Raw genomic sequence first — 13,395 nt, 5'->3', positions numbered from 1 at the left:
CCTGAATGGCTCTATCCTCGGTTGGTTGGGAAATGCAAGGGATGACACGCGTTCTGGCCTTTTTGGCAACAGTGATTCTGTGTTTTGGGATGCAGGCAAGCGCCGCGCGGGCTGATGCTGCCGGTGATCTGCGTGCCGGGATGGCCGAAATGCGCAAAGGCGACTGGAACGAAGCGCTGAGGGTTTCTGGCGCACGCGGCTCGGTTTCCCGTGACATCATCGTGTGGCACTGGCTGCGCGAGGGCTTTGGCAGCTCAGGCGACGTGCTGGTGTTTCTGGACCGCCGCCCCGATTGGCCCGGGCTGGCGTGGCTGCGCCGCAAGAGCGAGCCTTCCTTTACCGGGGCGGATCCGGATCGGGTGGTGCAGTTCTATGCCGATCAGCCGCCTCAGACGGCCGAAGGCGCGCTGAACTATGCCGTTGCGCTAAAAGCCAAAGGTCGGATTGGGGACGCCGAGGCCGATATCGTCACCGCTTGGCGCACCATGCCCATGGGGTCAGGGCTGCAGAAGGACTATCTTGAGAATTTCGGCACCTTGCTGAAACCTCACCATACCGCGCGACTGGATCGGATGCTGTGGGACAACCATCTGGTCAGCGCCGGGCGCATGCTGCCTCTGGTCAGCGCCAATCAGCGCAAACTGGCCGAAGCCCGAATTGCCCTGCAAAAACGGGAACCGGGTGTGGATGGCAAGATTTCTGCCGTGCCCGAGGCTCTGGCAGGGTCTCCGGGGCTGGCGTTTGATCGCTTTGTCTGGCGCGACAAGAAAGAGCTGGACGACAGCGCCATTGATTTGATGCTGGCGCGCTCGACCGGCCCAGACGCCTTGGGTGAGCCGGACAAATGGGCCGAAGGGCGACGCCGACTGGCCCGGCTTGAGACGCGGCAGGGCAGTGCGGCCCGTGCCTATGAGGTTGCCGCCAATCACCACATGACGCCCGAAATGGGTTATGGATACGCCGATCTGGAATGGCTGGCCGGGTTTCTGGCTTTGCGCAAGTTGAACGACCCCGCGACGGCGGTTCGGCATTTCCAAAACTTCGAAGGCGCAGTGAAGTCTCCGATATCACGAGGCCGCGCCGGCTATTGGCTGGGTCGCGCTTACGCGGCACAAGGGGATGCCGAGAAAGCCTATGACGCTTACGCAATGGGTGCAGATTATCAGACGTCTTTCTACGGCATTCTGGCAGCCGAACAGATCGGGCGACCTTTCGACAGCACCCTCGCCAACCCGCCCCGCGCCGCGCATTGGCGGCAAGCCGAGTTTGCGAACTCCAGCGTTTTGGAGGCGGGTCTGCTGCTGTTGAAAGCTGGGGAGGATAACCTCTCCGAACGGTTTCTGACCCACCTGGTCGAAAGCCTCGATACAGCGCAAGCCAATCAGCTGGGCGATCTGGTCATCGAGTTGAAAGAGCCGCATCTGGCCGTGATGATCGCCAAACGCGCCGCGACCACGGGAACGGTTCTACCCGCCGCCTACTACCCTGTGCATCCGGTCGCAGATATCGGCTTGCCAATGGCCAAAGAGATGACCTTGGCCATCGCCCGGCGTGAAAGCGAATTTGATCCCGTTGTGATCAGCGGCGCAGGCGCGCGCGGTTTGATGCAGGTGATGCCAGCGACCGCCAAACTGGTTGCACAGGAGCTGGGGATCCTAAGCGGACATCAGACCGGGCGGCTGACCACGGACTGGGAGTATAATGCCAAGCTGGGGGCAAACTACCTGTCCAGCCTTGCGGCGGATTTCAACGGCAATGTGGTCATGATGGCCGCCGGGTATAACGCCGGACCGCGGCGGCCGATCTCATGGATGGAGCGCTACGGAGACCCCCGTGCCGGTGAGGTGGATGTGGTCGACTGGATCGAGACCATCCCCTTCAGCGAAACGCGCAACTATGTGATGCGCGTGACCGAAAGCCTGCCGGTCTACCGCGCGCGATTGGGCAAACCCGCCCTGCCCGTGCCCTTCTCACAGGAGCTGACCGGATCAACCCTTGCGGCGTTCGCGCCATAGGGTGAACAGCCCCGCCGCGACAACGAGCCCAGCACCGATGACGACCTCGGGGCGGAGGACCTCGTTGAAGATTGCGATGCCAAGGATCGCCACCCAGACCAGATGGAGGTAGGCAAAGGGCTGCACCGCGCTGGCCTCGGCCGCCTCATAGCATTTGATCAGCAACCAATGGCCGAAGGCACCGCTAACACAAAGCGTCGCCATCCAGGCCCAATCCGCCTTTGCCATCGGCTCCCAGAACCACATGCCGACCAGCGTCATGGCAACGGCTCCGCTGACACCGGTCCAGAAAAAGCTGGTGGCGGCGCTGTCGCGGCGGGCGGCATAACGGGTGAGCAGCGAATAGACCGCAAACAGAAAGGCCGAGATCAGCGGAATGATTGCCCAAGGATTAAACACGCCGACCCCCGGTTGCAGGATGATTAGCACGCCGACGCAGCCGACCCCAATCGCCGTCCAACGCCGCCAGCCCACGCTTTCACCCAGAACCGGGCCGCTGAGGGCCGCGACCAGAAGGGGGTAGCAGATGAAGACCGCCATGCTGTTGATCAGACCCAGTTTGGTGAACCCGAAAACGGCCACGCAAATCTCGGTCACCAGCAGAACACCGCGAAATATTTGCAGTTTCGGCTGATCGGTACGCGCCGCCACCTTCAACCCACCCGTAGCACGGGCCGCCAATGCGATGACAAACGCTGCGAAAAACCAATAGCGGACCATCACCACCATGTAGGTGTTATACGTCCCCGCCAGATGGCGCGAGATCCCGTCCTGCAGGGCAAACACCACCGTCGAGGCGACCATCAGCGCGATCCCGGCCGAGATATTGTTCTGCTGCGTCACGCTTTCACCGCCCGTGTCATATGCCGTTTGCGACCGTAGCCGGGTGCGCGGGTGACCGAGAAACCGGCCTCTTCCAACCCGCGGCGGACAAAGCCTGCTGCGGTGTAGGTGGCCGCGGTGCCGCCCGGTGCCGTGTGATCGGCCACATGCTGCATCAACTCCGCGCCCCAGAGTTCGGGGTTTTTAGCGGGTGAGAAGCCGTCCAGAAACCACGCATCGGCCTTGCCGGTCCATCCGGGCAACGTCTGACGCGCGTCGCCTTCGATCACCTCGAGGTGCAGCGTGTCGAACTGACAGGACCCGCCGCGCCATTGCGACAGGAAGCGGTCGTTCCAAGGTTGCAATTCGGGGAAAGCGGCCAAGGCGCGCGCCATATCCTCGGGGGCCATTGGGAAGGCCTCAAAACTGGTGAAACGCAGCGGAGTGGTCTGGCCTGCGGCCTCCCACGCGGACCAGGCGGTCAGCAGATTCAGGCCGGTGCCAAAGCCCAGTTCGGCAATATGAAACCCTGGCGCAAAGCGCGCAGGCAGATCGTTGCCCGACAGAAAGACATGCCGCGTCTCTTCTAACCCGTTTTGCAACGAGAAATATGGGTCATCGAACTGGTCCGAAACCGGAATCCTGTCCTCTCTCCATGTCAATTCGGCGTGCTGGTCTGCCATCGGGGAATCCTGTAGCTAAGCGGCGCGACACTGAACAAGGAAGAGGGGTTTGGCAATGGTCGATGTGACGGTACGCGGCGCTGGCATTTTTGGCCTGTCCATCGCCTGGACCTGCGCCCGGCGCGGCGCAAAGGTGCAAGTCGTCGATCCCTTTGGCCCCGGCGCGGGCTCCAGCGGAGGGTTGGTCGGTGCCCTGGCTCCGCATGTACCCGAGAATTGGAATGCCAAGAAGGCCTTTCAGTTCGACAGCCTGATCATGGCCGAACCCTTTTGGGCGCAGGTCGAAGCGACCGGAGGGGTCTCAGCCGGCTATGGGCGTCTGGGACGTCTGCAACCCATCATGGATGAGTTCAGCCTGCAGTTGGCGCACCAACGACATGCCACCGCGCAAGAGCTCTGGCAGGGCCTGGCCGAGTGGCAGGTGCTGGCCACGTCGGAGGCAGGCCAATGGTGCCCGCCCAGCCCGACTGGCTATGTCATCCAAGACACCCTGACCGCGCGGATGCACCCGCGCAGGGCCTGTGCCGCGCTGGTTGCGGCGCTCTCGGTCATGGGGGTTGAGGTGGTCGCTGAGGCCCCGGACAAGGGCCATGTGCTGCATGCGACAGGTGTCGTCGGGTTACAGGAGCTCAGCCAAAGCTTCGGGAAAACCGTAGGCAATGGCGTCAAGGGACAAGCGGCATTGCTGCGCTTTGATGCGGGCGCGGTGCCGCAGCTATTCGCCGATGCGATCCATATCGTGCCGCATGCAGACGGTACGCTTGCCATCGGCTCGACCTCGGAGCGGGACTATGACGATCCAACCAGCACCGACGACGCGCTTGAGGATGTGATCGACCGCGCCACCCGCGCCGTTCCCGTGCTGCACGGAGCTGAGGTGATCGAGCGCTGGGCAGGCGTTCGCCCCCGCAGCAAAAGCCGCGCTCCGATGCTGGGTACACACCCGCTGCACGACGGTCAGTTCATCGCCAATGGCGGCTTCAAGATCGGCTTCGGCATGGCCCCGAAAGTGGCCGAGGTGATGGCCGACCTGATGCTGGACGGTCGAGATGAAATCCCTGCGGACTTCCGGCCCGAAGCATCACTCTGACCGCGCTTCTGCATGCATGCACTGCCGCCCATCGGGACCTCGAACCCACAGGTCTTGTCCATTGCGGCAGAGTGTGGCCGTCTCAAAGTGCAAAAGCGGCGCGGTTGCTCGGAACGAAAAGCGCGTCAGCGGGCCGATCACCTCCTCTGCAAATAGCATCAGCAGCTGCGCCAATAGCGGCCCGTGTACGACCAGCCCGCCATATCCTTCGACATCACGCGCATAGTCCAGATCGTAGTGGATCCGGTGGCCGTTGAAGGTAAGTGCGGAGTATCGGAACAACAGGGTGCTGTCGAAGCGCACTTCGCGGCGCTCAGTTTCGTCACGTCGCGCCATGGGCGGCGTTGGCTTCACCTCGTCCAGAGCGGGATCTTCACGATAGACCAGATCCTGCCATTCGGTGACGCAGAGCGCCCCATCCTGCCAGATCTCATGCTTGAGCGTGACAAACCCCAATGGCCCAGTTCGCCCGGCTTTGCGGCTCTGCTTCTCGAGAACGGAGTGCCGCTCGGCCTCTGCACCTGCCCGCAGGGGGGTATGGAAGTGCAACCGCCCTCCGGCCCACATCCGGCGCGGCAGGCCCATGTCGGGGATTAGATCAATCCCGACCCGAGGGTGCCCGTCGCGCCCCAGATCAGATGGTGCACGCGGGGACCAGAAGTAAAGCTGATGAAAGAACGGCGGCAACGCAGAACCATCAGAGATCGTAGGCTCCAACCCCAGCACAACCTGCAAGGCCGCCGCCCGGGCCGGGTCCATCACGTCGCTTTGTCGATCCCCCTGCATACCGTATCCGCCTAGAGACACTCGACCTCGGCCCGCAGTTTTTGCATCAACGCATGGATCGTCTTTTCGTAGCGCTCACTCGTCAGCCGCCCCCCGTCGTCAAATGCGTTGGAGCTGTCGGCCAGATGGACCTCGGGACCTTGCAGAATGCGTGGCTGAAACGGCACCATGTAGGCGCGCAGGATCATCTGTGCGCGCTCCCCTCCGGCCCGACCCGCTGCGGCGGACATCACCGCAACCGGCTTGCCGGCCCAAGGGTTGCCCGTCGTGCGGCTGACCCAGTCCAGAGCATTCTTCAACACGCCCGACGGCCCCTTGTTGTATTCCGGTGTGGAGATAATCACCGCATCCGCTTGCGCGATCTGGTCAGCCAGCGTTTTCACGGCGGCTGGGATGCCCTCACCCTCTTCCAGATCCCCGTCATAGAGGGGCAGGTTCAGATCCGCTTCGACAAAGCTGGCAGGATCAAAAAGGCGTGCCGCCTCTCGCAGTAGTTTACGGTTTGTTGCTGACTGACGCAGGGAACCGGACAGGCCAAGAAGGGTCGGTTGGGACATTGCGGGAAACTCCGTTTCAGTGTTTCCCAATAGGTAGACCGAGACGCGCCCGATCCAAACCCCATTTCTTGCACAGATCGTGCGCGCAAAAGGGCAGCCCTAAGACCGCCCGCAATGCACATAGAATTACGAGTTTGCGCTGGGTACGATGACGATCTCGACCCGCCGGTTCTGCGACTTGCCTTCCGGCGTCAGGTTCGAGGCAACCGGGTTGTTTTCACCACGTCCGATGGTGACGATCCGGCTGTAGTTCACACCGTTCGCCTGAAGGACGTCAGCAACCGCATTGGCGCGACGCTCGGACAGGCCTTGGTTGTAGGAGGCCTCGCCATCACTGTCGGTGTGACCGATGATCTGCACGTTCGAGTTCGGATAATTCACGAGGTTCTGACCGACCCGTACCAGATCGGCGCGCAAGGCCGGGCGGACTGTGGCACTGTCGGTATCGAAGGTGATGTCATTGGGAACGGTCACAATCAGTCGGTCGCCCGCGTTGACGATGGTGATCCCGTCATTGGCCAGCTGCTGACGCAATTCAGCAGCCTGTTTATCAAGTTGGTTGCCGATCAGGCCTCCGCCAGCCGCGCCGATCGCACCGCCTGCCACCGCGCCCAAAAGAGGGTTCGAATTATTCGCGATTGCGCCAACACCAGCACCAACCAAACCACCCAAAACCGCGCCCTGCTTGGCATTCTGATTCGGATCGGAGGGCAGGTTCAACGTGCCCGGATCGGTACAGGCCGCCAGAGCCATGGCCGAGCATAGCCCGGTTGCCAGAAAAAACTTGGAAATCGTCATGGTATCACCTTCTGCTCGGGCACCCGTTGATCGGGTTTGCCTTGTTGCAGATCAGTATATCACGGCAGCGTTGCGCGGGCTCAAGCAACAAAGCGGTGAAGTCGGCGAATCCCCGCCCATACCGGTTCAGACGGTCTGCGTGGCCGGATCTTTGCCCTCCTGCTCGTTCCACAAATCCCGGAGCGAACTGCCTTGGCCCCGGAAACTCTCGCCCGTGTTTTCACAGGCCCAGATACGGTCCGTCCGGAAATGCCGGAACCCGCCCCGCAGCTCACACCATCCGGCGAGCATCGTGCATTCGATGTGGTAGATCAAAGCCACAGGCCGAATGACCCGTTCCGAGCGTTCGCCCGCACCGTTGACATAGGTGATGTGCAGTTTCTGCTCGGCCCGTATCGCTTCGCGGTAACTGGCCACCGGGATGCATCCTTTCGCGGGATCATCAACCGGCGCACCCCAGGTCGAGACCTGCAGCCAATCGGCCGGGCAATGGAGCGCGTCGATCTTGTCACAGATGCGCCGCGCTGCCCGTTGCAGATGACTGTCCCCGGTGCGCGCCAGCATCGATAGCCCGACCCACAGCGCCTCAACCTCTTCGGCGTCGAAATTCAGTGGCGGCAGATCATAGCCGCGCCGCATCAGATATCCGACACCTGCCTCGCCCTCGATCGGTGTGCGCTGCGCCTGTAGCTCGGCGATATCACGGTAGACCGTGCGCGTGGAGACCTCGAGCTTTTCGGCCAGTTGATCCGCCGTCACGGGCGCATCTGCGGCCCTAAGCATCTGGATGATTTCGAACAACCGGGTCGAGCGGCTCATGTCGGGGTCTCCTGTCAAACTGCTGACAGCCTAGCACATCCCCCTGACAAGGGGGTGTCAGGAGTGGTGCGCGAGATTGGGTCAGATGTCAAAAACCCGGAGGCCCAATATGCCCAGTCTAGACAACCATGTTCTGATGCACCTGAAACTTGAACGCTGGTCACAGGATCATACGCTTCGCTCCTATGAGATCGAGCATGAACTGGCCGCAGATCGACACCGCGCACAGCCTGCGCGCCGCAAAAGATCGCGTAGGTTTTCCCTCGGGAACCTGAAACTGTTGTGGACCAACGTGGCCTGAACCTAGAAATCCGCCTTGGCACGAAACTTCATCGCAACGCCCCCTTCGGGGCTTTTCAGGCGCAATTCCTCGGAATGCAGCATGAGGCGCGGGAAATCGCGCGCTGCGCCTTCGGCGTAAAACGGGTCACCCAGAATCGGGTGGCCCAAGGCCAACATGTGAACGCGCAACTGATGCGAGCGACCGGTTTTCGGAAACAGCCGTACGCGCGTCGTACCGCCTTCGTATTTGACAACACGCCAATCGGTGACGGCCTGTTTGCCCGTGTCTTGGCACACCATCTGGCGCGGTCGGTTGGGCCAGTCGACGATCAGTGGTAGATCAACCGTGCCCGTCTTGGCTTCCAGCCGCCCCCAAACACGGGCAATGTAGGTTTTGCGGGTTTGTCGCTGCTCGAACTGCATACTCAGATTGCGTTGCGCGTGGGGCGTCTGCGCAAAGACCATCACGCCCGAGGTGTCCCGGTCCAACCGATGCACCAGCAGGGCCTGCGGAAACACCGCCTGCACGCGGGTCAGCAGGCAATCCGCCAAATGCGCACCGCGCCCCGGCACCGACAACAAGCCCGAGGGTTTGTTCACCACGATCAGTTGCGCATCTTCATGCAGCACATCCAGCGGTGTCTGGGGGGGATCGTAGGTCTCATTCATGCCCGCGTGCCTATCCCACAGCGTCCCTTCCCGCAACGTCGTCCTTGCGCGCGGCACGCGTATCGTGAACCGTTGAGGCAAAAGGGGAGAGGTCATGCATCCAACAATCGAACGCATGCAAGAGGTTGTCGCCAAAGGGGACGAAGCTCTCGTTCATGAGCTTTTGGCCGAGGACGTCCGCTTCATGCCGCCTACATACTACAGCACATGGACCGGCCGCGCGCCAGTTGCGGCCGTATTGGGCCATGTGGGTAAGGTATTCTCCGACTTCCGCTACCGACGGATCATGGGCAGTGGCAATGACTGGGCGCTGGAGTTTCAATGCAAGGTCGGAGATCTGGATGCGGTCGGCGTGGACCTGATCACACTAAACGACGAGGGTTTGATCCAGCAATTTGAAGTCGTCATGCGCCCTCACAAGACCATTGGTGCCCTGCGTGAGGCGATGATGGCCCGCGTGATGACCGACCCGCGGTTTCTGGAATTCAAATCCGCCCTGAGCTGACCATGTCAAATCCGCTTGCCGCTGATCAGATTCTGCGCGTGCCCCTGCTGCCAGTTCTGGCCGCTCAGGGCTTGGCTGTGCGCCGCAAAGCCCAGTTGCTGCCGGAACCGATTGGTCCGCGCGAAGGGCGAACGGGCCGTGGCCCACGCTTGCGCCTATTGATCGCGGGCGACAGTTCTGCCGCCGGCGTAGGCGCAGGAACACAGGATCAGGCGCTGTCAGGCCATTTGGTCAAACACTTGGCGCGGCATCACTCGGTCGAATGGCGGCTTGAGGCGACAACCGGACACACGACACGAGACACGCTTGAGAGGTTGCAAGCGATTGATGGCACATTCGATGCGGTTGTGACAGCGCTCGGCGTAAACGACGTGACCCGAGGCGTGACCTATGCGCGCTTCGTCGAACGGCAAAACCAGTTGGCCAGGATATTGACCCAACGCCTCGGTGCGCGACGCGTTGTGGTGACAGCAGTGCCACAGATGAATCGATTTCCGTCCCTGCCCCATCCTTTGGCATGGGTATTGGGTCGACAATCCGAGCGCCTGGATCGTGGTCTGCAACAGGTCGTTGCCGCCCATCCGCAACTCCGACACTTGTCGCTGGATTTACCGGATGATCCGGCTCTGGCCGCGCCGGATGGATACCACCCCAGCCCCAAAACCTACGCGATTTGGGCTGAAAGCGCCGCGCGGCTTCTACTTCAGGCCTGAGCCCGTGCCTGCCGGATCATCGGGATCGAATACACCACAAGCGCCGCCCAGATCAGAGGGAAGGCAATCATGCGGGCCCGGTCGATCTGTTCTCCGAACACGGCGACTGCAGTGATGAAGATCATGGTGGGCGCGATGTATTGCAGGATGCCCATTGTCGACAGCCTGACGAGCTTGGCCCCATTGGCATAAACCAGCAAAGGCACCGCCGTCACGACACCGGCACAAGACAGCAAGACAGTATCCGAGGCCAACGTTCCGAAATGCCCTGTGCCCTGAACCCCCAACCACGTCACATAGGCGATCGCGGGGATCAAAAGGATCAGAAACTCAAGCAGAAACCCCTGATTGGGACCAATCGGCAGAGACCTTTTGAAGAAGGCATAAAACCCCCAACTCACCATCAAACCCAGCGCTGCCCAAGGCAGACGCCCAGCCTCGACCACCAGAACCAAAACGCCCAAAGCCGCCAGACCGATAGCAACCAGCTGCATGCGCGTCAGCGGTTCTCGCAGCAACACAGCGCCCAAGGCGATACTGAACAATGGGTTGATATAATACCCTAGCGCCGCATCCAGCGCATGACCGGTTGAGATCGCCCAAACGTAAATCGCCCAGTTCACCGAGATCAGCGCCGCCGTCAAAGCCGCCATTCCCAACATCTTGGGATTGCCCAACGCCGCCCTAAGGTCTCGGGTGCGCCCCAGAAAGACCAGAAGAAGCCCCGTCACCGGCACCGACCAGATGACCCGATGCGCCACAACCTCAGCCGGGCTGATATGGCTCATCGCTTTCATATAGAGTGGCAGGCAACCCCACATGAAATAGGCAGAAATCGCCAGCACAAGTCCTTTTGAGGTGTCCGCATTCTGTGAGGGTGTGGAGGCAATCGCCAAAAGAAATCTCCGACAAGAATCGGACCTATTTACGGCAGTTCCTCAAGGGTTGAAAACTCTGAAAAGAGTGAAGTCGCTCATAACGAATTGTGATGGGTCAACGCCAAAGTCGCGCTATTTAGCGAGGCTCTGCCTCGCGCTCCGGGATATTTTTAGCCAGATGAAGACCGGATCCGCTGTTTCATCTGGCCCTAAATATCCCGAGGGAGTCGCGGCTTGCCGCGGCGGGGGCAGAGCCCCCAGCTCTGCGGGTCAAACCTTCACGCGCTCCGATTTGGGATCATACATAGGCTTCAAAGACGCCTCGGCCTTCACTTTGACACCACAAACGTCGATCTCGTAGCTCGATGCCAGAACATCAGCAGCTTTTTCGCCTGCGCACGGCACGTACCCCAGACCGACAGCACCACCCAGAGTGTGGCCGTAGTTGCCGGAACTCAGATAGCCGACATACTCACCATCGCGCACAATTGGTTCGTTGTGGAACAACAGCGGCTCAGCCTCGGTCAGTTTGAACTGCACGAGACGGTTTTTGGGACCAGTCTCTTTGCGCGCAATCACGGCTTCGCGGCCGATGAAGTCACAGCCCTTGTCGACCTTCACGGCAAAGCCCAGCCCGGCATCAACCACGTGGTCTTCACAGGTGATGTCATGCCCAAAGTGACGGAAGCCCTTTTCGATGCGGCAGCTGTCCATCATGTGCATACCGCACAGCTTCAGCCCCATATCCTGCCCGGCTGCGTGTAGCGTCTCGAAGGTATGTCCTGCCATGTCCGAAGAGACATAGATCTCCCACCCCAGCTCTCCCACATAGGTGACGCGGTGCGCGCGGGCGAGGCCCATACCAAGCTCAATCTCCTGCGCGGTACCAAATGGGTTGGTCGCGTTTGAGAAATCGTTGGGCGAGACCTTCTCGAGCAAGGCGCGCGCGTTCGGTCCCATGATGGCCAGAACGCCTTCGCCGGCGGTCACATCCGTGATGACGACGTTGAAGTTGCCTGCATGGCGCTGCATCCACGTTTGATCTGACAGACGGGTCGCGGCTGGCGTGACGACCAGATAGGCGGTCTCGGTCAGGCGGGTCACGGTGACGTCGGCCTCGATCCCGCCGGTGCGGTTCAGGAACTGGGTGTAGACAATCTTGCCATTCGGCACCGAGTAGTCGCCGCCGCCGATGTAGTTCATGAATGCCTCGGCGTCGGGGCCTTCGATGCGGATTTTTCCGAAGGAGGACATGTCATACATGCCGACATTCTCGCGCACGGCGCGGTGTTCTGCGGCAGAGTTTTCGAACCAGTTCTGACGCTTCCAGCTGTACTGGTATTCGCGTTCCTGCCCGTCATTGGCGAACCAGTTGGCCCGTTCCCAACCGGCTAGTTCCCCCATGACCGCGCCCTGTTCCAACAGGTGGTGGTGGAACGGAGTTCGCCGCACACCGCGTGCAGTGGCTTTCTGACGGTACGGGAAGTGATCGGCGTAAAGCAGGCCCAGTGTCTCTTTCGAGCGCTCGAACAAGTACTGCTTGTTGCCTTGGAAGGGCTGCATCCGGCTGATGTCGACATCGCCCAGATCAAACGGCTTCTCACCGCTGTCCATCCATTCGGCCAGCGCCATGCCCGCGCCACCGGCCGACTGGATACCAATGGAGTTAAAGCCCGCCGCGACCCAGACATTGTCCATCTCGGGCGCAAGACCCAAGTGATAGGCATCATCAGGAGTGAAAGATTCAGGTCCGTTGAAGAAGGTGTGGATACCGGCTTCGGCCAGCATCGGCATGCGGTTTACCGCGGCTTCGAGGATTGGTTCAAAATGGTCGAAATCCTCGGGCAGTTGATCAAACTCAAAGCTGTCGGAGATACCATTCATGCCCCAAGGCTTGGCATTCGGTTCAAACGCACCCAGCAGGATTTTGCCCGCGTCTTCCTTGTAATAGGCGCATTCGTCCGGAACGCGCAGAACCGGCAGCTGTGTAAGGCCATCGATGCCTTCGGTGACAATGTAGAAATGCTCGCAGGCATGCAGCGGAACGTTCACGCCCGCCATGCGACCCACTTCGTGGCCCCACATCCCGGCGCAGTTCACTACCATATCGCATTCGATATGACCCGAGGCGCTGCCGTCGTCGGCAACCCAGTCAACGCCGGTGACCTTGCGCCCTTGCTTGACTACATCGGTCACCTTCACACGCTCTTTCACAATACCACCGCGTTGGCGCGCGCCCTTGGCCAGCGCCAGCGCGATATTCGCCGGGTCACCCTGCCCGTCCAGCGGCAGATACACAGCCCCTTTGACGTCTTCGATGTTGAGATGCGGATACAGCTCGGCCACGCGCTCGTTCGAGATCTCTTCGACTTCAACGCCAAAGGCGCGGGCCATTGCGGCCTGGCGGTAGATCTCTTCCTTGCGCTCTTCAGTCAGCGCAACGGTGATTGAGCCGCAGCGCTTGAAACCTGTCGCAACTCCGGTTTCTTCCTCGAGCGAGCCATAGAGTTCCTGACTGTACTTCGCCAGCTTGGTCATGTTCGCCGTCGCGCGTAGCTGGGCGATCAGACCAGCCGCATGCCAGGTGGTACCGCTGGTCAGTTGCTTTCGCTCAAGCAACACGACATCTTTCCAGCCCTTCTTGGTCAGGTGATAGGCAACCGAGCATCCGATCACGCCGCCGCCAATGATGACCACGCGGGCCTTGCTGGGAAGATCAACCATAGTGAAGACTCCGTTCGTTCAGGTTTGTCCCTGAATGGCATGAAAAATCAGCGC

General features: G+C 60.8%; 14 protein-coding genes. 5 read left to right on the top strand and 9 right to left on the bottom strand.

What is annotated here, in order from left to right; all coding sequences use genetic code 11:
* The first annotated feature begins 41 nt into the window (after nt 1-41).
* On the top strand, nt 42-2,015 hold the full coding sequence (locus ACR0JF_RS14630) for a lytic transglycosylase domain-containing protein (protein ID WP_170661683.1): 1,974 nt from the start codon (nt 42-44) through the stop codon (nt 2,013-2,015).
* Here ACR0JF_RS14630 and ACR0JF_RS14625 read toward each other — a convergent pair.
* Both ACR0JF_RS14625 and mnmC2 read right to left on the bottom strand, forming a co-directional pair.
* Entirely contained in the window at nt 1,989-2,858 is an 870-nt protein-coding gene (locus ACR0JF_RS14625; RefSeq protein ID WP_480669529.1) for a DMT family transporter, read from the bottom strand. The two genes, ACR0JF_RS14630 and ACR0JF_RS14625, sit on opposite strands and share 27 nt — an antisense overlap.
* The gene (gene mnmC2, locus ACR0JF_RS14620; protein WP_170661532.1) at nt 2,855-3,520 is read right to left on the bottom strand and encodes a tRNA (5-methylaminomethyl-2-thiouridine)(34)-methyltransferase MnmC2; all 666 of its coding nucleotides are present in this window, start codon (nt 3,518-3,520) and stop codon (nt 2,855-2,857) included. Before mnmC2 ends, ACR0JF_RS14625 begins: the two co-directional genes overlap by 4 nt.
* 55 nt (nt 3,521-3,575) lie before the next feature.
* On the opposite strand from mnmC2, the gene ACR0JF_RS14615 reads away from it, so the two are divergent.
* The gene (locus ACR0JF_RS14615) at nt 3,576-4,610 is read left to right on the top strand and encodes an NAD(P)/FAD-dependent oxidoreductase (RefSeq protein ID WP_170661533.1); all 1,035 of its coding nucleotides are present in this window, start codon (nt 3,576-3,578) and stop codon (nt 4,608-4,610) included.
* Here ACR0JF_RS14615 and ACR0JF_RS14610 read toward each other — a convergent pair.
* The 4 genes from ACR0JF_RS14610 to ACR0JF_RS14595 form a co-directional block, all read right to left on the bottom strand.
* A complete protein-coding gene (locus ACR0JF_RS14610) occupies nt 4,602-5,396 on the bottom strand; it encodes an FAS1-like dehydratase domain-containing protein (protein WP_170661534.1) in 795 nt (264 codons plus the stop codon). The two genes, ACR0JF_RS14615 and ACR0JF_RS14610, sit on opposite strands and share 9 nt — an antisense overlap.
* Before the next feature lie 11 nt (nt 5,397-5,407).
* Complete coding sequence (locus tag ACR0JF_RS14605; protein ID WP_170661535.1) at nt 5,408-5,953, bottom strand: NAD(P)H-dependent oxidoreductase; 546 nt, start codon at nt 5,951-5,953, stop codon at nt 5,408-5,410.
* Nucleotides 5,954-6,079: 126 nt separating this feature from the next.
* Nucleotides 6,080-6,751, bottom strand: a complete 672-nt coding sequence (locus ACR0JF_RS14600) for a YiaD family glycine zipper/OmpA-like lipoprotein (protein ID WP_170661536.1) — start codon at nt 6,749-6,751, stop codon at nt 6,080-6,082.
* 126 nt (nt 6,752-6,877) lie between these two features.
* On the bottom strand, nt 6,878-7,570 hold the full coding sequence (locus ACR0JF_RS14595; protein WP_170661537.1) for a helix-turn-helix transcriptional regulator: 693 nt from the start codon (nt 7,568-7,570) through the stop codon (nt 6,878-6,880).
* A 109-nt stretch (nt 7,571-7,679) separates the two neighbouring features.
* Here ACR0JF_RS14595 and ACR0JF_RS14590 point away from each other — a divergent pair, with 109 nt between their 5' ends.
* The gene (locus ACR0JF_RS14590; RefSeq protein WP_170661538.1) at nt 7,680-7,871 is read left to right on the top strand and encodes a hypothetical protein; all 192 of its coding nucleotides are present in this window, start codon (nt 7,680-7,682) and stop codon (nt 7,869-7,871) included.
* Between the two features lie 2 nt (nt 7,872-7,873).
* Here ACR0JF_RS14590 and ACR0JF_RS14585 read toward each other — a convergent pair whose 3' ends face one another.
* Nucleotides 7,874-8,521 carry an RluA family pseudouridine synthase gene (locus ACR0JF_RS14585; RefSeq protein WP_170661685.1) on the bottom strand — a complete coding sequence of 216 codons (648 nt, stop codon included), beginning with the start codon at nt 8,519-8,521 and terminating at the stop codon, nt 7,874-7,876.
* Nucleotides 8,522-8,615: 94 nt separating this feature from the next.
* On the opposite strand from ACR0JF_RS14585, the gene ACR0JF_RS14580 reads away from it, so the two are divergent.
* Both ACR0JF_RS14580 and ACR0JF_RS14575 read left to right on the top strand, forming a co-directional pair.
* Nucleotides 8,616-9,026: a nuclear transport factor 2 family protein gene (locus tag ACR0JF_RS14580; protein WP_170661539.1), complete on the top strand. Its 411-nt coding sequence runs from the start codon at nt 8,616-8,618 to the stop codon at nt 9,024-9,026.
* A 2-nt stretch (nt 9,027-9,028) separates the two neighbouring features.
* On the top strand, nt 9,029-9,739 hold the full coding sequence (locus ACR0JF_RS14575; RefSeq protein ID WP_170661540.1) for an SGNH/GDSL hydrolase family protein: 711 nt from the start codon (nt 9,029-9,031) through the stop codon (nt 9,737-9,739).
* Here the strand turns inward: ACR0JF_RS14575 and rarD are convergent.
* Nucleotides 9,730-10,629, bottom strand: a complete 900-nt coding sequence (gene rarD, locus ACR0JF_RS14570; protein WP_170661687.1) for an EamA family transporter RarD — start codon at nt 10,627-10,629, stop codon at nt 9,730-9,732. The two genes, ACR0JF_RS14575 and rarD, sit on opposite strands and share 10 nt — an antisense overlap.
* 258 nt (nt 10,630-10,887) lie before the next feature.
* Nucleotides 10,888-13,341 (bottom strand): GcvT family protein, encoded by a 2,454-nt coding sequence (locus tag ACR0JF_RS14565; protein WP_170661541.1) that lies wholly within the window; start codon nt 13,339-13,341, stop codon nt 10,888-10,890.
* Nucleotides 13,342-13,395: the final 54 nt, after the last annotated feature.

Source organism: Ruegeria sp. BG11, from assembly GCF_056538565.1.
This window is presented reverse-complemented; position numbering and strand designations above follow the sequence as displayed.

Bases quoted from the DNA above. Each gene is read 5' to 3' on its own strand.
- ACR0JF_RS14630 (WP_170661683.1), top strand. From the start codon at position 42: ATGACACGCGTTCTGGCCTTTTTGGCAACAGTGATTCTGTGTTTTGGG.
- mnmC2 (WP_170661532.1), bottom strand. From the start codon at position 3,520: ATGGCAGACCAGCACGCCGAATTGACATGGAGAGAGGACAGGATTCCG.
- ACR0JF_RS14615 (WP_170661533.1), top strand. From the start codon at position 3,576: ATGGTCGATGTGACGGTACGCGGCGCTGGCATTTTTGGCCTGTCCATC.
- ACR0JF_RS14610 (WP_170661534.1), bottom strand. From the start codon at position 5,396: ATGCAGGGGGATCGACAAAGCGACGTGATGGACCCGGCCCGGGCGGCG.
- ACR0JF_RS14605 (WP_170661535.1), bottom strand. From the start codon at position 5,953: ATGTCCCAACCGACCCTTCTTGGCCTGTCCGGTTCCCTGCGTCAGTCA.
- ACR0JF_RS14600 (WP_170661536.1), bottom strand. From the start codon at position 6,751: ATGACGATTTCCAAGTTTTTTCTGGCAACCGGGCTATGCTCGGCCATG.
- ACR0JF_RS14595 (WP_170661537.1), bottom strand. From the start codon at position 7,570: ATGAGCCGCTCGACCCGGTTGTTCGAAATCATCCAGATGCTTAGGGCC.
- ACR0JF_RS14590 (WP_170661538.1), top strand. From the start codon at position 7,680: ATGCCCAGTCTAGACAACCATGTTCTGATGCACCTGAAACTTGAACGC.
- ACR0JF_RS14585 (WP_170661685.1), bottom strand. From the start codon at position 8,521: ATGAATGAGACCTACGATCCCCCCCAGACACCGCTGGATGTGCTGCAT.
- ACR0JF_RS14580 (WP_170661539.1), top strand. From the start codon at position 8,616: ATGCATCCAACAATCGAACGCATGCAAGAGGTTGTCGCCAAAGGGGAC.
- ACR0JF_RS14575 (WP_170661540.1), top strand. From the start codon at position 9,029: ATGTCAAATCCGCTTGCCGCTGATCAGATTCTGCGCGTGCCCCTGCTG.
- ACR0JF_RS14565 (WP_170661541.1), bottom strand. From the start codon at position 13,341: ATGGTTGATCTTCCCAGCAAGGCCCGCGTGGTCATCATTGGCGGCGGC.